Source organism: Paenibacillus herberti (assembly GCF_002233675.1).
Taxonomy (GTDB): Bacteria; Bacillota; Bacilli; order Paenibacillales; family Paenibacillaceae; genus Paenibacillus_O; species Paenibacillus_O herberti.
Genome location: NZ_NMUQ01000001.1, coordinates 254679 through 274780, shown reverse-complemented (window position 1 = coordinate 274780; position 20102 = coordinate 254679). Strand labels below are relative to the sequence as shown.

The following is a 20102-nucleotide window of genomic DNA, read 5'->3' as shown; positions in this document are numbered from 1 at the left end:
GTTATATTCTCCTCAACTATTCCGTACAGGAGACGCGCCATGAAAACCCGACGCTTGCAGGATATAGAACTATATATCCAGAACCGGAAAGAGGTGACGCTTGATGAGTTATGCCAACGATTCGACGTCTCTAAAAATACGATTCGCCGCGACCTCAGTATGCTTATGCAAAGAGGTACAATTGGCAAGGTTTATGGCGGAGCCGTCTCACATTCCCAGGCTGCCGCCCCAGGCAACTTCGATTTACTGGTCCATGGGACGGACAAAACGCGGATTGCCCGCGCAGCAGCCGAGCTTGTGGAGCCTCATGATATTATTTTTGTTGATTCCGGGACGACAACCCGTTTTTTGGCCGAAAGCTTAGACCCGCAAATGCCGTTGACCATTCTGACAAACAGCTTGGACGTGATCATCGGTGCAGCGGCTCTGCCGCAAACGGAGCTGGTCATTATCGGCAGCCAATTCCGCAGGCTTACCCGCGCCTTCGTCGGGGTTCATCCCGAGGATCTGCATCGCTACAATATCAACAAAGCGTTCATGGCAACAACCGGAGTCAGCATCACCCACGGCCTGACGACTTTGGACTTGATGGAACATCAGATCAAAAAGCAAGCCGCCTCCAAAGCTGAGCGCTTGTATTTGCTTGCGGACGCCAGCAAATTCGGACGTTCAACGCTGCTGACCTACGCCGCATTAGATGAGGTCGATGGGATCATCACTTCAGAGCTCCCGGTAAGTGAATATATTCTGTTCAGCAAGCAGCATGGAATCCAGCTTATCATCGCTGACGAAGACGAAAAGAGGAGTGCGGCAGAGGTCACGTAATGACTTCTGAACGCACTCCTTTGACGCATTAAGCTAGACGCCTGTTCAAACCTATCGCTCACGGTCAGTGGCGCCGAGTGACCTTTATAGGGGCAGCTAAGCCGCTTGACCGCTACATCGAGTGGCCGCTACAGTTCAATCGGTTTGTTCCTGATTCGTGCTTTCTGGATTCCTGGTGCTGCGGTATTGTCGAAAGCCCACAGCGAAGCGAAAATGACGTTGAACGCCGCGAGCGAGCTCAGCACATTCGTAACTGGCGCGATTCCAATAGTCATGGACACGAATATGAGGTAAATGATCGGAGACAACAACATGACGGAAGGAATCACCATAGGGATGATGAACCCATACCCGTAAAAGGTTGGAATCCGCTTCTCAGAACGGAACATGAGCGGTAAAATCGCAAGCAACGACAACGCGGCCGGCAGCACAAAAACATAACTCATGCCTTTTACAAATACAGATGTCAGCACCGCTAAAATCAGCCAATGATACAGCATGCCAAAAGCAGCGTTACCAGCCCCGAATTTCTTGACCATCGCTTTAGCCCCAATGAAACAAAGCAGCGTTGCCAGCAAAGTGAGCGCAATCATTATCCATCCGCTATATGGAACGTTATAAATATAAATATTTTCATGGATTGGCAAGCCCATCAAGTAAGCGATGACCCTTATGCAAAGGAGAATCAAACCTGCAATAACAACGAGGCTGCCCAAAATGAGCAGAAATACGATCAGCGTTTTAGAGAAGCGAATATGCTGCTTTTTTATAGCAACACTAAGGGTTACCAAAGCGAGAAGCAGCAAGCCTATCAACAACGGAATTACATAAGCTTCGGAATATACAATCAAATTCTTTTGGAATAACGGAAAATATACCGCGTTGTGGTCACTATCCTCGATCCCCTTGAACTGCGCAGCGTCCATAAAAGCGTACTTTTTCAAAAGCGGCAATACTTGCAACCCTAAATGCTGCAGCGTGCCTGTACTGGCCTGATCATAAGTATCCTTCGCCGCATGATAAAAATCCCGGCCATCGATGTTGGCGAAGTTATATCCTTGTTTTCCACTGTTTTTGTATACGGTAAAATCGGTGTCGTTAGGAAGCAGCCTATAAACCTCATAAGCGAATGAGTAGGCAATCGGGTATTGAGCTTCCTTTTGGAACGTTTGTATCAGCTCCAAATTGTTGGTGTTCGTCTCGAATAAAACGGGGACCCCTTTATTTCCTCTGGCCTCCATATTAATAATAACTTTGGTCTGATCCATGATGGATTTATTTTCCGCAAATGCGCTTGCTCCCACCAGGCCAAGCTCTTCGCCGTCCGAAAGAAGGAAGTAAATCGTATTTTGCGGCTGGGGCCCATTCTTAATTGCTCTGGCCGATTCCAATATTGTAGCTACACCATACCCGTCATCGGATGTTCCTGGACTGCCCTTCTTCGAATCGTAATGAGCTGTAATTAGCACCGCGTTGTCGGAATCCGATTTTCCCGGAATCGTAGCCAGGATGTTGTACATCGACAGCTTAGGGTCTTCCTGCGGATAGATCACGTTTTTTATTTGTGAAATCTCTTTCTGTTGAACCTCAACTTCAATACCTAGCTGTTGAAATTGTTGAACCAAATAATCTCTTACCTCCGCATGAGCCGCGGAGCCAGACGGATGCGGCTCTTTGGCTACTTCCTTCAGATAACCCATGGCGCGGTCGATTGAGAAATCGCCCTCAGGCACAGGATTTTGCTGAGCTGGCGGAGGAGCGAATTGTGAAAAGCTTACCCCCAATCCGATGATGACGATCAACAAAACAAATGTTGCCATAGCTCCTCTAAAAACCTTGGTACCCCGACTCTGTCTTCTCATGCTTCTGTCCCCTTTAGCAAAACGTATGGGCATAAATAAACATAAAAAAAGCGCTCCATTCTTAGCGGATAATGTTAACAAAGAACAAGATCCCTCAAATGAAAGCGCTTTATTTAAAAAGATTCTACCACACAATTATCTTCGATGGAATATGGATTTTCAACTTAAATAGCTGGCCTACACCTGTCTCTGCATCATTCCGCTATACAGCTCCGGCTTCACGCCCAACTCGATCGCTTCGCGCTCGCCAGACTGCTGGGAACGCACGCAGGCATCCGCCGTAACTTGGGCGATAAAGCCGTCCCAAGCGGTTGGTCCTTGCGGCATGCCGTTCTTACGGACATTGTCGATAAAATCTTGAATCTCCACGTCATAGGCGTCGATGAAGCGATCCTTCCAATCCATCAGCAGCGCGTTGCCAGCAACGCCGCCTTTACGGAACGCCGGGCTGGATACATCCGGTAGGCGGATCAGCCCTTCCTCGCCGACGACTTCACATTGAATGTCATAGCCAAATTTGCAATTAACGAAAATCTCAGCCGTGATAATGACGCCCCCCGCCGTTTCCAGCATGACGATTTGCGGATCGCCTAGATGGCCCAGAGCGTTGCGGGATTTTTTTGGAAAGGACACCTGCGCCGAGCGGTACTCATCGCCAATAAGCCACTGCAAGACGTCGATTTCGTGGATAAGCGTATCTGTAATGGCCATATCGGTCGTGTACGAGTCCGCCACGCTCGCATTGCGATGTGCGCAGTGGATCATTAGCGGCTCGCCAATGAAACCGCCGTCGATTGCTTCCTTCAGCTGCCTGTAACCCTTGTCGTAACGGCGCATGAAGCCCACCTGCACGAAACGTTTGTCGCGCGCCACTTCAGCGTCTACGATGCTCTTGCAGCCTTCTGCTGTAGTCGCCAGCGGCTTTTCACAGAAGACGGGAAGTCCCGCTTCGATGGCGGCCAGCACACTCTTCTGATGGGCTGGCCCCCAGCTGGTGACAAGAACAGCATCAACCTCGCCCGATCCAATGAGCGTGACGTCATCCGGATAAATGTTCGCCCCAATGCCCAGCGCTTCCACAGCTCCGCGCGCCGCCTCCGTGTTCACGTCCGTTACCGCCGTGATGACGCCCCCTGATAGATTGTTCGTAATCCGGCGCATATGATCGCGGCCGATCGCTCCCGTGCCGATGACCCCGATTCGTAGCAATTCCATTGTGTGCCCTCCTGAGATTCATTTAACAGCGAACCGCAAACCAATTCTTCTTCCGATCGCTCCGCTTCCTAGCTAGTTTCTTATCTTTTGTAGCCCTTGTCAGCAGTTGCAGCTAGCGGCAAAAGATTGCGGTCAATATATTTCCTTGCAATGAGAGCGTATTCAAGTGGATGCGCAATGGCAGGATCCTGCTCCGCCTCGACGATGATCCACCCTTTATAGCCATGCGCAAGAAGCAGTTGATACACGTCTTCAAACGGGACGCAGCCATCACCCGGAACTGTAAACATGCCCTGCATGAATGATTGCTGGAAGGAACGCCCCTTGGCACGGCATTGATCCAGTACGTTTTGGCGTATATCTTTGAAATGCACATGGCGGATGCGCCCGATATGCGTTTTCAGAACCTCAAGCACTTCTCCATCGGATGCGTAACAATGTCCGGTATCGTAGAGCAGATGGACGAACCGTGCATCTGTTCCATCCATAAGGCGCGCTATTTCGGGAGCAGTCTGTACAACGGTTCCCATATGATGGTGATAGACGAGCTGGAGTCCATATTGTTGAGCCTCTTCCCCTAGCTGGTTCAGCCCTTCGCATAATTGCACCCACTGCTCATCGTCAAATTCGGGCTTGTCACTAAACACATTTCGGTCGAGACCTTGAATGCTGCCGGTCTGTTCCGATATAACAATGACATCCGCCTTGACCCCCTGCAGGGAACGGCACTGATCTGCAAAAGCTTCTCTCACCGCCGGAAGTCCGTCTCGGACGATATAACTGCTAAACCATTGCCCTGCAATACGCAGACCGCGCAACTCCAGCTCTTTGTTCAATACATCAGGCCCAGGAAAAAATCCGCCCAATTCCGTACCTGCAAAGCCGGCTACTACGATATCTCCCAGCAGATGCCCAAGTGTATTCTCGGCTCCGATTTCCGGAATATCGTCGTTTCGCCAGCCAATCGGGGAAATCCCCCATGTTATTTCCGTTGCTCCCATCGATTGTCCCTCCCACTCGTCCCGATCCATCTCATGCAAGATTTGATTATTTTATGATTAACTTTTGATAGTATGATACTTCCAGTTTCGAATTCCGTCAATGAAGCATTTTAATTTTGATTAACTATTGGTCACTTCCGACCTTGACAGCGAAAATCGCTGCGCGAACCAATCCTTCTTCCGTTCAACAAAAAGAACTCCAGCAGACTAAAAAGTCTGTGGAGCTCCCTTTTACAAACTATGCTTATCCCGGTAGAGAAGTTAGACCGTCCGTCGCCGAACGTAATAGGCGAATACATGCTGGAGAATGACTTTTAGCGCCGCGAATACGGGTACCGCCAAAATCATGCCGGGAATACCGGCCAGCTCCCCTCCAACCAACAGAGCAAAAATAATCATAAGCGGATGGATATGCAGCGTCCTGCCGACCACCTGTGGGGAGATAACGTTTCCCTCTAGAATTTGGCAGATCATGTTGACGATTAGGACGAGCAGCATCATTTTGAAGGAGACGGTGGACGCAACTAACAGCGCTGGCGCAGCTCCGATGAACGGGCCTAAGTAAGGAATCACATTGGTAACGGCGACGATAGCTGCCAGCATTAATGCGTAAGGAAGTCCAATTAGCGCATAACCCGCATACGCGAGCACACCAACAATGAGACAAACGAGGAACTGTCCCCGGATGTAGCTGCCGAGCGCTTCGTCGATATCTTTGAACATGCGTACGATTTGTTTACGATGAGTTTTCGGCACGTATGCGATGACGGTACGCTCCATGACCTCGAAGTCTTTAAGAATATAAAAAACCAGGAACGGAATGATGAACAGCAGGAAAACCGCGTTCAGCATCGATCCGATATTGTTAATAAAATCCGTCGTAGATTCGGCCAATCGCTTCTCCATCGCCAGCAGCGCACGAATTAGAGCGTCGCGGAAACTGTCCGGCAAGAAAGAAGTGTTGTTGAAATCGTTGACGAGGCTCTGAGCCCGCATCGTCAGCTCTGGAGCATGCTCACCGAGCTCATGCACTTGGCCTGCCACCATCGGAATTAGATTGATCAAGATGACCGTCAACGCAGAAAAGAACACCGTATAAATAAGCAGCACCGCCATCGATCGCGGCACTCGCCTGGCGCTCAGCAGGCTTACGATTGGATGCAGCACATACGAGATGACCATCGCAATCAGGAACGGGGTCAATATGGCGCTTGCGAACCGATACAGATTCATCAGCACCGGCTTCATAAGCAAAAGCAGGAATAGTGCCAAGAGCCCGAGGATTATATAAACGAGAGTCATCAGCATGCGGTTTTGTGTCCATTTTTCCAACCCGGATTCCTCCCCGCTTCTGATTCCGGCATGCGGCAGCGGCCGGTCCGTCCTTAGGCCTGTCTGCTCCGTTACAGTATATGTGCTTTCCTTGGCTCCCATACCTTGTATGTCCAACCCGGACACAGCTTGCAACGCACAAAAAAGCCCGCGACGGCGTTCGTCAGAGGCTTCTTATTCCAGTAATCAGTTGGCGTGGATTTCCGGTGAGGAAATTTCGTCCTCAAAAAACAGATCATCCAAGGAACTGAGCGTTCCATCTTCTTCAACTTGGTAAACCGACATTTTGTCGCCGTTCACCGTCAGCTCGATATAGCAGCCCCAGCAGTAAAACTGGTGCGAACCGATCTTGCCAATATCTCTGGAATTACAATTTGGGCATCTCATACTCATTTATTCATTTCTCCCTACATTATGGATCGGAAGCTGCGACACGCTCCAGTGCACTCTCGTCCAACGGCGGGACGACAATCGCATCTTCCCCTAATAAGAAGACATCAGGATCTCTGGGCGCTCTCAGCCATCTCCGACCGTCCATAAGGTCTGAGAGGAATCCATCCGTCAATTCATAACCTACTACCTGTGTACCCATAATCGGGTTAAAGTAAACATCGGATACCCGTCCAAGCTGCTTTCCTTCTGCCGTTACGACCGGAAGATCCTTCAGCCGCACGCAGCCATTCAGAAAAGAGCGCTGGAGCGAAGAAAGCCGGCGCAAGCCAATTGCTTCCTTTGATCCGATAAAAAGACAATCTGCTCCGCATACAAGCACATCCTCCCACAGCACCGTACAAACGGTTCGTGGTTTCCAGTTCCAGCCGTCAAGCACAAAGCCCTGGAGCATCCAGTGTTCATCGAACCAGACGTCGCGGACCTTGCCGGCATGCGCACCAGAATGAGCAATGTATACAGGTAGCCCGATGATCTGTTGAAGCTTTAACATTCCATCAGTCGAATTAGGCACGGCAAAAAGCCTCCTAAGAAGATTTACGATTACGATGCAAAAAAGTTTCAATTCTTTGCGCCGCAAGCTCCATTTCTTCTGTAGTATTGCCCAATCCGAAGCTGAATCTAACCGCTGTATTCGCAAGCTCCTCCGGCACATCCATCGCACGCAGCACATGGGAAGGCTCCAGCGCGCCCGCCGTGCAAGCAGAGCCGCCGGAAGCGGCTATGCCTGCGAGATCGAGGTTCATCAGCATTGACTCGCGATCGATGCCGGGAAACATCAAGTTGATGATTCCCGGCAAACACGGCTCGGAATGTCCCGCTACAATTGCTGTGCCGCCGCTCGCCTCGCCCATCCGGCGAATCCAGAGCGCTCGCAGCTCCTCCATACGTAAGGCGCGCGACTCCAGCTCGCGTGAAGCGATACCTGCCGCACAAGCAAATCCAGCCAGAGCAGCCAGATTTTCCGTGCCGCCGCGACGTTTACGCTCCTGTGAGCCGCCGACCAGCAACGGCTGAAGCGACGTTCCTTGACGAATATACAACGCTCCGATGCCTTGCGGCCCGTTGATCTTATGCGAGGAAAGCGTCATAAGCGACACAGGCAACTCTTGCAGTTGAATCGCCAGTTTGCCATACGCTTGAGCGGCATCCGTGTGAAAAGGAACTCCTCGCTCGCGGGCAATTCCGGCCAGCTCTGCAATTGGCTGGATCGTGCCGGTCTCATTGTTGGCGTACATAATGCTAACGAGGCCAGTATCACCCCGCAGCGCTCCCTTCAGGCTGTCCACGGACACAAGCCCCTCACCGTCAACCGGCAAGTATGTGACCTCGTATCCGTTACGCTCCAGCCGCTCAGATTCCCTCAGTACAGCGTGATGCTCCGCCGCGCTTGTAATCAAATGGCGCTTGCCGGAGACGGACTGTGCCTCCATGACGCCTCTAAGCGCCATATTGTCCGCCTCCGTGCCGCCAGAGGTAAACACCAGCTCATCCGGCCTGCAGCCGATTGTAGCGGCAATACTATCTCGGGACTCGCTCACGAGGCGGCGAGCATCTCGACCAAAGCTATGCAGGCTGGATGCGTTGCCCGGAGGACCCTCCAGCACAGCAAGCATGGCCTTGGCAGCTTCGGGATGCAGCGGCGTCGTCGCGGCGTGATCGTAGTAAATCCGTTCCATGCCCGTTCAAGACCTTTCCGTTCTTAAATGTAGAACATATAGCTGTCGCTCTCGCTTTTGTCCGTATACTGAATAAGATCCAGCAGCGTGGTGGAATCCAGCACCTCCGCAATGCTATCACGGATGCGCAGCCACAGGTTGCGCTTGGCCGGATCGTCTTCCTCGGTGAAGTCTACCGGAGAAATCGGTCCTTCCAAAATGCGGATAACATCTCCTGCGGTTATCGTGTCGGGATCTTTGGACAAGATATAGCCCCCGTATGCTCCACGGACACTTTTCACCTGTCCCGCGTTGCGCAGCGGAGCGATAAGCTGCTCCAAATAATGCTCGGAGAGCTGGTTTTTCTCGGCGATGCTCTTCAGCGAAATCGGTCCCTCGCCAAACTTTGCGGCTAGCTCCATCATAATAGTCAGACCGTAACGGCCTTTTGTTGAAATTTTCATGGCTGCACCTCTTTCCCTGATTGGCAGATCGGTAAAGCTCAATCCTGCAGGTATGCGGTTAGGCTTAACTTAATTCTAATAAATCAAGGTATTCCCATATCACTGCTATGTTAGCACATCTTTGGTATGCTCGTCCGCTTCTTTTGATTCGATGTCGAGTTCGCTACCTGCTTTACATCGTGATCAATGGTGGCTTTTTTGAACAACCTCTTTAACGGATGAAAATGAGCTGACTCCTATGCTACAATGATAGGACTCTTCCTGGACAAGCAAAGACATGGCTAGCAAAACTTATTTTAGCTAGTGAACACAAGGTGTCAGAATAACAGGGGAAGATCAAGATTGTCAAGGTGGTGGATTAATATGTCAGCGCATGAAAGCAATGGCTCCAAACGCGTTGTCGTAGGCATGTCCGGAGGCGTCGACTCTTCCGTGGCCGCTCTGCTTCTGAAGGGGCAAGGTTACGATGTCATCGGCATCTTCATGAAGAACTGGGATGAAACGGATGAGAACGGCGTCTGCAGCGCGGACGAGGATGCGGAAGATGTCCGCCGTGTCTGCGAGCAGATCGGCATTCCATATTATACGGTTAATTTCGAGCGGCAATATTTTGACAAGGTATTCAGCTATTTTCTGGATGAATATCGTCGGGGGCGCACGCCTAATCCCGATGTCATGTGTAACCGCGAGATCAAGTTCGGTGAGTTCCTTGCCAAAGCCAAGTCGCTCGGCGCGGATTATTTGGCGACAGGTCACTATGCCAAAGTCAGCCGCGATGAAGCTGGTGTCACCACGCTGCTACGCGGTATCGACAGCAACAAGGACCAATCCTACTTCTTACATCAGCTGAGCCAGGAGCAGCTTGCTTCCGCAATGTTCCCGATCGGCCATCTTCCTAAGCCGGAAGTTCGCCGGATCGCAGAAGAGTTCGGACTGTCCACAGCTCGCAAAAAGGACAGCACCGGCGTCTGCTTCATCGGAGAGCGCAACTTTAAGCAGTTCCTCAGCGGGTATTTGCCTGCTCAGCCGGGCTCCATGGTTGATCTGCGCAGCGGCGAGACCAAAGGCAGACATGACGGCCTGATGTACTACACGCTGGGCCAGCGTCAAGGGCTCGGCATCGGCGGTTCCGGCACGGGCGAGCCGTGGTTCGTTGCCGACAAAGACCTGGAGTCCAACATTTTGTACGTTGTGCAGGGAGATGCGCATGCTCGTTTGTACTCTTCCTCGCTCACGGCAACCGGCGTGAACTGGATTGCGCCGCAGCTGCCGCAAGGTGAGCTGCGCTGCACAGCCAAGTTCCGCTACCGCCAGCCGGATCAAGGTGTAACGCTGCGCCTAGCCGCAGACGGCAGCGCGGAAGTTGTGTTCGATCAGCCGCAGAAGGCGATCACGCCGGGACAAGCCGTCGTATTCTATGACGGCGACACCTGCCTTGGTGGTGGCACGATTGACAAAGTCAATCGGGTCAACGAACTTGAATTCGAGGCTACCGGAAGGGCTTAAGCCTCTGGGGGCGGCCCTTGCTGGGCCGATTGTTTGAACATAGACAGCAAAAAGCCAGACCACGAGTGGTCTGGCTTTTTGCTGCTCTCTGTATTGCTTGAGGCACTATTCATTGTACTGCTACCCTCTCTCCGAAAATATCCGATGCTATTACTGGATATTATGGAGAGCCGAGGCTCTATGGGCTTTATGATGCAGAGATTTTAAACATAGACCGCTTATTTGAAGGAAGTTTTTACTTCCGAGTGAAAGTACTAGTTAAAACCTTTGTAGGCGCCCATAATCCGCCATATGGTAATGAGATTATAACGTTGTCAGTATCGGCATTGGGAGTTTCCGTTGATCATTTTGAGCATCGGAAAGGATGAAGCTATATATCCTAGTTTTATTACGAGTTTCCACGCAGATTGTCTAGGAACAACGCACTCAGTTGAGGTGATCATCCCAGTTGCTCTCTTCGGATACCGCACCGAGCCTTAGCAACACGCGCGATACCCGCAAATGCTCACTTTCCTCAAGAATAAGCTCCGAGCCATTCCCTAAGGACACGGAACGCCCAATGCGCAACGGTATGCCAATTTGTGAGCTGAGCCATCCGCCGATCGTCGCGTACGTCTCGGTATCTATTTTTAGAGCGAAGCGCTCATTTACATCCTCCAATTGCATAAGTCCACTTAATGAGAAGGTGCTTGCGTCAATCTGCTCTAGTTCCGCACGCTCCTCCACATCAAATTCGTCACGAATGTCACCTACAATTTCCTCCATGATGTCTTTCAGCGTGACCAATCCCGATGTGCCTCCATACTCATCGATTAAAATCGCGATTCCCGTTTTGCTTCTCTGCATCAGCTTGAGCAAGGAACTGATCCGCATCGATTCCGGAACGGCGGTAATTGGGCGCAGCAGCATGCGCAGCTCGCTAATCTCTGGAGTCCCCCTAAGTAAATCCTTGATATGGACAAAACCGATAATATTGTCCTTATCTCCCTCGCAGACGGGGTACCGAGTATGCTTCTGAGCAAGCGCCGCCGCCTTGTTTTGTTCGAAGGGGTGATGAATAGAGAGGCAAACCATATCCGTACGAGGAATCATGATTTCACGGGCGTTAGTATCCGAAAAATCAAAAATATTGTCCATAAGCGCAAGCTCCGTTCCGTCGATCAAGCCGCTTTTATGGCTTTCCTGCATAAGGATGCGGATTTCCTCCTCATTGTGCGCCGATTTATAACCGGTTGCTGGTGCGAAGCCGATCCATTTTAGCAAGAGATTTGCCAAGCCGTCGAAAGCCCAGATGAAGGGGAACATAATCGCGTGAAAATAAACGAGGGGAATTGAGGTCCACAAGGTCACCTTTTCCGCCTTATGGATGGCGATTGTTTTGGGAGCTAGCTCGCCGAGGACGATATGCAGGAGCGTTATGAAGCCGAAGGCAATAAAAAAAGAAATCGTGCTGGCCGTCAAGCCTTCGATACCAAATTTGTGGAACAAGGGTTGGAGCGCACGGGCAATTGCTGGCCCCCCGATCCAGCCAAGTCCAAGCGATGCCAGCGTAATGCCGAGCTGGGAAGCAGATAGGAAAGCATTCAAATCGCCGGTCAAACGTGAGGCGAACCTGGCCTTGCCGTTACCCTCAGAAACGAGCGTATTGATGCGACTTCCTCGTACTTTGACCATGGCGAATTCGGCAGCGACGAAAAAACCGTTCAAAAAGACGAATAAGAGGATCAAAATTAAACTCAGTCCTAACGGCAGTGGATCATCGGACATGATTTCCTGCTCCCTGCCGAATTGCTTGGCTGGAAGACAGGCGCACCCCCTCGAGGTCATTATAGGTATTGTATAGGTATGGCCTAAAGAGGGTACTTATGCAGTTTGGACTTTAAAACCAGCCCCAAACTGTCATCCCGAGCAGGTACAGGTTCAACACCGCGATAAGAGCTGCGCAAAACCATGAAAGCAACTTGATGAACGTTTTGTTGGCGAACTCACCCATTTTGGCCGGATCGCTGGTGAACTTGACGAGTGGGAACACAGCAAAGCTCAGCTGCAGCGACAAGATGACCTGGCTGAGAATGAGCAGATCGGTTGTCCCTTTCTCTCCATACAGAGCCGTCACGATGACCGCCGGAACGAGTGCGATAAGCCGAGTAATCAGCCTTCGCAGCCAAGGTTTCATGGTGAGGCCGAGAAAACCCTCCATGACAATCTGTCCGGCAAGCGTACCCGTGAGCGTCGAGTTTTGACCTGCTGCCAGCAGAGCGATGCCGAACAGTACGCTGGCGGCGGCTCCTCCCATAAGCGGCGTCATCAGATGATAAGCGTCCCCTATGTCAGCTATGCCGGTATTACCACTGGAATGAAATACGGCCCCAGCCACAATTAAAATGGCAGCGTTGATAAACAGCGCCAGCCCCAGCGCAATTGTCGAGTCGATCGTCGCGAAGTGGATCGCTTCTTTTTTGCCGGCTGGAGTCTGCTCAAAGCTGCGCGTCTGCACGATGGAGGAATGCAGGTACAGATTATGTGGCATTACGGTCGCTCCGAGAATACCGATCGCAATATAGAGCATGGCGGGATTGGTTACGATCTCTCCCGAAGGAATGAAACCCTTCATCACATCGGCCATAATCGGCTGCGCCCAGATCAGCTCGATCAGAAAGCAGCCCCCGATCGTCCCGATTAGCGTAATGACGAGCGCCTCCATGTAGCGGAAGCCTTTATTTTGCAGCAGCAGCACGATCATGACGTCCAATGAGGTCAAAATGACGCCCCAAAGCAGCGGCAATCCGAACAACAGATTGAGGGCAATTGCTGTTCCAATCAGCTCTGCCAAATCGCAGGCTGCTATCGCTAGCTCGCATAGCACCCAGAGCATCAGCGATACCGGCTTGCTGTAATGGTCGCGACAAGCCTGTGCCAAATCGCGGCCCGTAACGATGCCGAGCTTGGCGGATAGCGATTGCAGCAGCATCGCAATCAAATTGGACAACAAAACGACGGACAGAAGTGTATAACCGAACAACGAGCCTCCTGCCAGATCGGTCGCCCAGTTGCCAGGGTCCATATAACCTACCGCGACCAAATAACCCGGCCCCATGAAAGCCAGCAGCTTGCGCAGCCAGCTAGCTTTTTTAGGTACATGCAAGCTGCGATGAACTTCGGCTAGTGACGGCTGACCGCCAGCACGCCTCCAACCTTCTCCGTCCGCTATAGTTGCGGCCAGTTCTTTCTCGATCATGTTAGATCCCTCCCTTTTGTCCTCAAGCCACAACTTTTGTTATAGGGCAACTTTTTGAGCGCAGTGAAACCTTTTTTCTAAGATATGATGGGTAAGTCGATTTGTTGCACCTCTATATATTTTAATACTAAATGTTTAGTTTGTTAATCCTTTTTTTGAATTCAGCTGTTTGTTAGAGCGTAAAAGGTCAAATAACCCAGATGCCGAAAACGGCATCTGGGTTATTTGACGAAGAGAATAAATCATCTGAAAGGGAGCTGATTTTACCGCTATTCCCTCTCTTTATAGAGCAGTTTGGATTTACACCTTTATCAATGAGTATTATTTTTTCCACTTTTTTACGTTGGAAAAATTTTTGGCGGCATTCCCGCAGGAATTCTCTACAAAAGAATGGGCGGCCAAAAAATAGGAACCTTATTATTGCTGCTACAAGCACTTTGCATGGTGGGATTTGCGTTATCAAGTGACTTTATCGTTTTATGCATACTCCGACTTCTACAAGGTGTAGTTGCAACGGGAATGACCGTTTTTGTGCGAACGATAATAAATGATTTATGTAACGAAGAAAATCGTGGCGTTTATAACGGATACATTAGCAGCAGTGATGGCGCAGGCATGATATTGGTATTGGGTTGTTTATCTTGGAATGTTGATTGGGGGTGTTGGAGGAGCCTGTTATATGGACTCTTTTTTCGCTCATATTGGTGATACCGTCGAGAGTGAACAAAGAAGTTCATTTATGGGAAAAGTAGTATCCTTCTCCGAAATTGGGTCCATAACTTCCCCCATCATTGCTGGAGTATTTGTGAATTATATTTCCTTAACTGCTGCATTCCACTTTAACTTAGCTTTGGTTTCACTCGCAATACTTATCCAACTGTATATGGGATATAACCTTACTAGGCGTACCAAAAAGAGCCGACTACCCAATTGAGGAAGTCGGCTTTTGTTCGTGTTGTTGTCCTCAGCGCCCCGGCTTCTCTTTAGAAGATGCCGACTTGCGCTGCTGCTGATTGTGGCGGATCTTGTCTTCCATGCCTTGCCTAGTCGCTTCGTACACGGTCGAGCCAGCGAGCCGTTCCGGGTAATACAGTTGATCCACATAATGGCCGGGAAAATCATGCGGGTATTGATAACCGACATGGCCGAGCTGCTGCGAGCCCTTGTAGTGCGCATCACGCAGATGCAGCGGCACCTCGGGCGTGCCGACAGCTTCCATCTTGGTCATCGCTTTGCTGATAGCCAGCGCTGTCGCATTGGATTTGGGACTCTCCACCGCAAATAAAATCGCTTGGGCGACGTTGTATTTTGCCTCCGGCCAGCCAATCTTGTGATAAGCATCCATGCTCGTCACCGCCTGGACCATCGCCTGGGGATTAGCCAGTCCAATATCCTCGCTGCATGCCACGATCAGCCGCCGAATGAACACCATCGGGTCCATCCCCAACTTCTCTACTGCGTACAAGAACCAGAACAAAGCCGCGTCGCTAGAACCCCGGATGCTCTTGTGAAAAGCAGAGAGTATATCGTACTGTGTTGATTCGTCCGCCTGCACAGCGCGGCTGCGAATCGATTCCTGCGCCACCTCAAGCGTAACGATGACCGAGCCATCCGGCTCAGATGGCGTCGTGACGGCAGCCAAATCCAGCGCATTGAGCGCGCGGCGAATATCTCCACCGGCCATGCTCGCGATATGCTCCAAAGCCTCAGGCCGAACGTCCAGCTTCATGAAGCCGAGCCCACGTTCCTTATCCGCGATCGCTCGCTGCATCGCTTCTAGCGCGTGGCGGCTCTCCAGCGCATGCAACCGGAACAGTGTCGAGCGTGATAATAGGGCTCCATTCACCGAATGGAACGGATTTTCCGTTGTCGCCCCGATAAAGATGATAATGCCCTGCTCTACTGCAGGCAAAAGCGCGTCCTGCCGCGAGGAGTTGAAGCGATGCACCTCATCCAGAAAAAGAATCGTTTTGCGACCGTACAGCGTTTTTGTACTCTTCGCTCTGTCGATGACATCACGCACATCCTTAACCGTCGCATCCACCGCATTAAGCTTGACGAACTCTCCCTCTGTTCGGAGGGAAATGATGTTCGCCAATGTTGTTTTTCCGCTGCCAGGAGGGCCGAACAGCAGCAGCGAGCTAACCTGATCGCTCTCGATCGCTCGGCGCAGCAGCGTGCCTGGCCCAACTACATCCTCCTGGCCAATATATTCCTCAAGCGTCCGAGGCCGCATCCGATCCGCAAGCAGCCTTGCACGGGGCGCATCCTCTTCCTTGTAATCGAATAAGTCCATCCTCTCAACCCCTGTAAACGGAATCCATAACGATTAGTTTACCATAGCAAGATAAAGCGTACAAACGTTCGACATAGAACCATTTGGAAAAGATTACTGTTTAAACTGTGCGGAAATAGACACAGAATGATGCTCCATTTTATATCGGAATCCATCAGAATTGAAGGGTTGCCTATGAGCAACGGCAAGACAACTATAGAGAGACAGTCATAAAGGAGAGAACCTGCTTCATGCTTCAAACAAACCTGCAACACATCAAGCATCACAACGCCGACCCGTCGGCAATCGGATTGTTCGGCCTTGCCATGGTCACTTTGGTCGCTTCTACTCAAAAGCTGGGTTGGACAGACGGCTATGCACTCGTCATTCCATGGGCTGTATTTCTAGGAGCGATAGCTCAGCTATTCGCTGCCGTGGAAGACGCGAAGCGCGGCAACCACTTCGGTACGACCGCTTTCGCCGCTTACGGCCTGTTCTGGCTCGGCGTCGCCAGCTCTTGGTTGATCAAGCTGGGCGTTTTTGGCCCAGAACTTGCAAGCACAGCTGACGGCAATCAGCTTGGCGTCGCCTTTGCTGGTTATTTGATTTTCACCCTATTCATGACAATCGGGGCTGCTGAAACAAACAAAACGCTGTTCCTGATTTTCGTGCTGATCGACTTTCTTTTCCTCGGCTTGGCGCTGAGCGCGTTCGGTATTGCTGAAAGCTTTACCCACGGACTCGCTGCCTGGTCTGAACTGCTCATTGCTCTCGTATCGTTTTATGGTATGGGCGCCAATGTTCTGAACAACCATTTAGGTTATACTTTCCTACCAATAGGGAAGCCGATGGGCTGGTTCAAAAAGCCAGTATAAGGCAGTTATCAAGCTTGGCGAGTTGATTCCGGCTACGGGTTTACTGAGTTAACTCGTTGGATCGACTCGTAATATTGGCTACAGTAAAAAGGAGCAGGCCCCATGGCTTGCTCCTTTTTACTATATGCGGAGAGATGCTTCTAGCGCAGCTCTCCGGGGAACAGCTTGGGTTTATCAGCCTTAGCTAGAGCGAGGAAAATCATCAACTTAGCTAGAGCTAGGTAGCGATCTGCTGAGCTCTAGTTAAGGAAACGATCTACTTTTACTTTGCTAAAACCTAGGGAATGTTCAGCTCTCGACAGCTAGCAGGCCAAGCTCCCGCCACTCCCGTTCAAAGCGTTCTCGCAGTTGCTCTTTGCGCTCCTCGTCGACGAACGCAGCTTCAATCGCGTTCTGCGCCACCCTGCGGATCTCTTTTTCTGAAAAACGAAAACGCCTTGCAAGATTCTCATACTCACGGGTCAAATTCGTTCCTGAAACGGTCGGATTGTCGGTGTTGACCGTCACAAGCAGACCTTGGTCCAGGTAGTCGCGGATAGGATGATTTTCCATCGATGACACCGCCTTAGTCTGCACGTTGCTGATGACGCAAAGCTCTAGCGGTATACGACGCTCCCGAATTACCTGCGTCAACTCTGCATCCTCGCGCAGCCGCACGCCGTGGCCGATGCGTCTTGCCCTCAGCTTTTCCACCGCACTACGGATGCTGCACGCGCCAGCAGCTTCTCCAGCGTGAATTGTTATCGGCAGACCGAGCCTGTCCGCCAGCTCAAACACTTCCGTATGCAACTCATTTGGATGTCCTGCCTCGTCTCCAGCAAGATCGACTCCAACAACCCCCAGCTCCTTGCTGCGACTGGCAGCCCGGACAACAACTTCGTTGTCGATCTGTCCGTGATGGCGCATGCAGATCAGAATCATACGCACGCAGTGGCCGTATTTTTCCTCCGCTGCAGACAGCCCTTCCGAAACGGCTCCAATAATCTCGTCTACCGTCAATCCCCCACGTGTGTGCAGTTGGGGAGCGAAACGCATTTCCAGGTAACGGACATTGTCCAAAGCAGCATCTTCTGCAGTCTCGTAGGCGATTCGAGTCAGTGCTTTACGGGTTTGCATCAGTTGTAACGGCAACTCGAAGCGTTGAATATATTCCACAAGGCTCGTACAGGACGGCGAAACTGTCATCCGCTCGGTCAGTTCCCGCAGATCGGAACAGTTCAGCTCGATTCCTTCCTCCTCGGCAATTTCCGCAGCCGTTGCTGGCCTGACACTTCCATCCAGATGGCAATGGAGCTCGATCTTGGGCAAACGGTGCATAAGACTCATCATGAACGATCACCATCCTGAAGTTAATTAGAACGATGTTACTTCTTTCGAGATAATATGTCAATATATATAACACAAGTTTGGTGTGTATCGCTTTAACGTGACATAGACCTTACTTTATTAAATCCTTAAACCATGCTTTTGGAATGCAGCTTGCTTGCGGCGGCGTTCAACAATGCTAAGTGGACTAGTGGACTCGTTTAGACGATGCTCTTTCAGAGCCTGACGCAACTAAGGGGCCAGCCTATTTAGCCACAATAGGAACACGAAAAAATCTAACGCAACTTGACGACATTATATTACCCTAAACGATCCAAATGACGTCTTTTGGGGCTAATAACGTGTGAGTTGCGTTAGATCTAAAAGAACGCATATTTCACAAACATAATTGTACAGAAATGAGGAAGTCACAAGAGGTCGATAAATCGACAGAAATGCAGAAGTCAAAAGAAGTCGATAAATCGACAGAAATGCGGAAGTCACAAGAAGTCGATAAATCGACAGAGCTACTAAAGCAGCTGCAACTCCAGGCAACTCAGCACCAGAAGAGCGTGGAACAGCCTACCTTACGAACCTAAATTTCGATGCCGTTCTTTTTCAGCAGATCCTGCACGGCTACGCCGACCATAATCAGGCCAGCAACAGGCGGCACAAATGCATTGCTCGCTGGAGGCTGCTGCGCTTTGCGAATCTCAGGAGCATTTTCCGGCACGATGCGTTGGGTGACATCCACACGTGGTTTTTTCGGCTCCTCTGAGGAAAAGACTACTTTGACGCCTTTACGTATGCCTTCGCGGCGCAGCTTTTGACGGACAACCCGGGCTACCGGGTCGGTATGCGTCTTGGAAATATCCGTTACAGTGAATTTGGTCGGATCGATCTTATTGGCTGCGCCCATGCTGGAGATGATCGGAATGTTCCGCTCCAGACATTGCATGATGACATGTACTTTGTAGGAGATCGTGTCCGAAGCATCCAGTACATAATCAAGCGGGTACTCGAACAGCTGCTCATAAGTCTCCTCGGTATAAAACATGCGCAAGCTAATAACATCGCATTCAGGGTTGATCAGCTTGATACGGTCGCGCATCAGATCGGCCTTTGGCTGGCCGACCGTCGTTGTCAGAGCATGGATCTGACGGTTAATGTTCGTAATATCGACGACATCCTTGTCGATCAGAATGATCCGGCCTACGCCAGTGCGCGCCAGCGCTTCCGCCGCGATAGAGCCGACTCCCCCGATACCTAGCACGGCAACCGTGCTGCGCTTCATGGCTTCGATGCCCTCTGGCCCAAAAGCGAGCTCAGTGCGCGAAAATTGATTCAACATGAATTACGCCTCCTTCTTAAAATACATACCCGTTATCGCGATCAAACCGCGATTGCTCTCAATTCAAAGCCGCACCGGAATCGGTGCGGCTCGGAACAAGCTATAGAGCTGCTCGAACAATTAAAGCATTTTAGCTACTTGAGCGAGCTCGTTGGCGGCCACCTGCTCGAAGCAAGTAGCTTTTGTTACTTGATTGCGCTCGTTCGCGGCCACGTGCTCGAAGCAAGTAGCTTTTGTTACTTGATTGCCCTCGTTGGCGGCCACCTGCTCGAAGCAAGTAGCTTTTGTTACTTGATTGCGCTCGTTCGCGGCCAAATGGTCGTTTCAAGTAACTTTTGTTACTTGATTGCGCTCGTTCGCGGCCAAGTGGTCGTTTCAAGTAACTTTTGTTACTTGATTGCGCTCGTTGGCGGCCACGTGCTCGAAGCAAGTAGCTTTTATTACTTGATTGCGCTCGTTGGCGGCCACGTGCTCGAAGCAAGTAGCTTTTATTACTTGATTGCGCTCGTTGGCGGCCACGTGCTCGAAGCAAGTAGCTTTTGTTACTTGATTGCGCTCGTTGGCGGCCACGTGCTCGAAGCAAGTAGCTTTTGTTACTTGATTGCGCTCGTTCGCGGCCAAGTGGTCGTTTCAAGTAACTTTTGTTACTTGATTGCGCTCGTTGGCGGCCACGTGCTCGAAGCAAGTAGCTTTTATTACTTGATTGCGCTCGTTGGCGGCCACGTGCTCGAAGCAAGTAGCTTTT

At 50.9% G+C, this 20102-nt stretch carries 19 protein-coding genes; 6 read left to right on the top strand and 13 right to left on the bottom strand.

Features of this window, described 5'->3' with window-relative positions:
- The first annotated feature begins 39 nt into the window (after window positions 1-39).
- On the top strand, window positions 40-825 hold the full coding sequence (locus tag CGZ75_RS01325; RefSeq protein ID WP_089522438.1) for a DeoR/GlpR family DNA-binding transcription regulator: 786 nt from the start codon (window positions 40-42) through the stop codon (window positions 823-825).
- Window positions 826-953: 128 nt separating this feature from the next.
- Here the strand turns inward: CGZ75_RS01325 and CGZ75_RS01320 are convergent, their stop codons facing one another.
- The 8 genes from CGZ75_RS01320 to cymR form a co-directional block, all read right to left on the bottom strand.
- The gene (locus tag CGZ75_RS01320) at window positions 954-2645 is read right to left on the bottom strand and encodes a M28 family peptidase (RefSeq protein WP_176444632.1); all 1692 of its coding nucleotides are present in this window, start codon (window positions 2643-2645) and stop codon (window positions 954-956) included.
- A 219-nt stretch (window positions 2646-2864) separates the two neighbouring features.
- Window positions 2865-3902 (bottom strand): bifunctional inositol 2-dehydrogenase/D-chiro-inositol 1-dehydrogenase, encoded by a 1038-nt coding sequence (iolG, locus tag CGZ75_RS01315; RefSeq protein WP_089522434.1) that lies wholly within the window; start codon window positions 3900-3902, stop codon window positions 2865-2867.
- An 80-nt stretch (window positions 3903-3982) separates the two neighbouring features.
- On the bottom strand, window positions 3983-4903 hold the full coding sequence (gene iolE / locus CGZ75_RS01310; RefSeq protein ID WP_089522432.1) for a myo-inosose-2 dehydratase: 921 nt from the start codon (window positions 4901-4903) through the stop codon (window positions 3983-3985).
- Between the two features lie 261 nt (window positions 4904-5164).
- Entirely contained in the window at window positions 5165-6235 is a 1071-nt protein-coding gene (locus tag CGZ75_RS01305) for an AI-2E family transporter (protein ID WP_089524493.1), read from the bottom strand.
- A gap of 186 nt (window positions 6236-6421) precedes the next feature.
- Window positions 6422-6622, bottom strand: coding sequence for a hypothetical protein (locus CGZ75_RS01300; protein WP_089524492.1), 201 nt, complete (start codon window positions 6620-6622; stop codon window positions 6422-6424).
- A gap of 25 nt (window positions 6623-6647) precedes the next feature.
- Window positions 6648-7199, bottom strand: coding sequence for a PRC-barrel domain-containing protein (locus CGZ75_RS01295; RefSeq protein WP_245850659.1), 552 nt, complete (start codon window positions 7197-7199; stop codon window positions 6648-6650).
- 13 nt (window positions 7200-7212) lie between these two features.
- Entirely contained in the window at window positions 7213-8364 is a 1152-nt protein-coding gene (locus tag CGZ75_RS01290) for a cysteine desulfurase family protein (RefSeq protein WP_089522431.1), read from the bottom strand.
- A 23-nt stretch (window positions 8365-8387) separates the two neighbouring features.
- A complete protein-coding gene (gene cymR / locus CGZ75_RS01285; protein WP_089522429.1) occupies window positions 8388-8807 on the bottom strand; it encodes a cysteine metabolism transcriptional regulator CymR in 420 nt (139 codons plus the stop codon).
- Window positions 8808-9170: 363 nt separating this feature from the next.
- On the opposite strand from cymR, the gene mnmA reads away from it, so the two are divergent.
- Together mnmA and CGZ75_RS26415 are read left to right on the top strand one after the other, a co-directional pair.
- Window positions 9171-10313, top strand: a complete 1143-nt coding sequence (gene mnmA / locus CGZ75_RS01280) for a tRNA 2-thiouridine(34) synthase MnmA (RefSeq protein ID WP_089522426.1) — start codon at window positions 9171-9173, stop codon at window positions 10311-10313.
- Window positions 10314-10420: 107 nt separating this feature from the next.
- Entirely contained in the window at window positions 10421-10681 is a 261-nt protein-coding gene (locus CGZ75_RS26415) for a DUF3888 domain-containing protein (protein WP_089522425.1), read from the top strand.
- Window positions 10682-10739: 58 nt separating this feature from the next.
- On the opposite strand, the gene CGZ75_RS01270 is transcribed toward CGZ75_RS26415, so the two are convergent.
- Both CGZ75_RS01270 and CGZ75_RS01265 read right to left on the bottom strand, forming a co-directional pair.
- Window positions 10740-12080: a hemolysin family protein gene (locus CGZ75_RS01270; protein WP_089522423.1), complete on the bottom strand. Its 1341-nt coding sequence runs from the start codon at window positions 12078-12080 to the stop codon at window positions 10740-10742.
- Between the two features lie 112 nt (window positions 12081-12192).
- Window positions 12193-13551, bottom strand: coding sequence for an Nramp family divalent metal transporter (locus CGZ75_RS01265; RefSeq protein WP_089522421.1), 1359 nt, complete (start codon window positions 13549-13551; stop codon window positions 12193-12195).
- 351 nt (window positions 13552-13902) lie between these two features.
- Here CGZ75_RS01265 and CGZ75_RS25690 point away from each other — a divergent pair, with 351 nt between their 5' ends.
- The gene (locus tag CGZ75_RS25690; protein WP_342745667.1) at window positions 13903-14259 is read left to right on the top strand and encodes an MFS transporter; all 357 of its coding nucleotides are present in this window, start codon (window positions 13903-13905) and stop codon (window positions 14257-14259) included.
- Entirely contained in the window at window positions 14198-14485 is a 288-nt protein-coding gene (locus tag CGZ75_RS25685) for an MFS transporter (RefSeq protein WP_342745635.1), read from the top strand. Before CGZ75_RS25690 ends, CGZ75_RS25685 begins: the two co-directional genes overlap by 62 nt.
- A 30-nt stretch (window positions 14486-14515) precedes the next feature.
- Here CGZ75_RS25685 and CGZ75_RS01255 read toward each other — a convergent pair whose 3' ends face one another.
- Window positions 14516-15847 (bottom strand): replication-associated recombination protein A, encoded by a 1332-nt coding sequence (locus CGZ75_RS01255; protein ID WP_089522419.1) that lies wholly within the window; start codon window positions 15845-15847, stop codon window positions 14516-14518.
- Between the two features lie 230 nt (window positions 15848-16077).
- On the opposite strand from CGZ75_RS01255, the gene CGZ75_RS01250 reads away from it, so the two are divergent.
- Window positions 16078-16701 (top strand): acetate uptake transporter, encoded by a 624-nt coding sequence (locus CGZ75_RS01250; RefSeq protein WP_089522417.1) that lies wholly within the window; start codon window positions 16078-16080, stop codon window positions 16699-16701.
- Between the two features lie 288 nt (window positions 16702-16989).
- Here CGZ75_RS01250 and add read toward each other — a convergent pair whose 3' ends face one another.
- Both add and CGZ75_RS01240 read right to left on the bottom strand, forming a co-directional pair.
- Complete coding sequence (gene add, locus CGZ75_RS01245; RefSeq protein ID WP_089522415.1) at window positions 16990-18030, bottom strand: adenosine deaminase; 1041 nt, start codon at window positions 18028-18030, stop codon at window positions 16990-16992.
- Between the two features lie 571 nt (window positions 18031-18601).
- A complete protein-coding gene (locus CGZ75_RS01240; protein WP_089522413.1) occupies window positions 18602-19357 on the bottom strand; it encodes a tRNA threonylcarbamoyladenosine dehydratase in 756 nt (251 codons plus the stop codon).
- Window positions 19358-20102 lie beyond the last annotated feature (745 nt).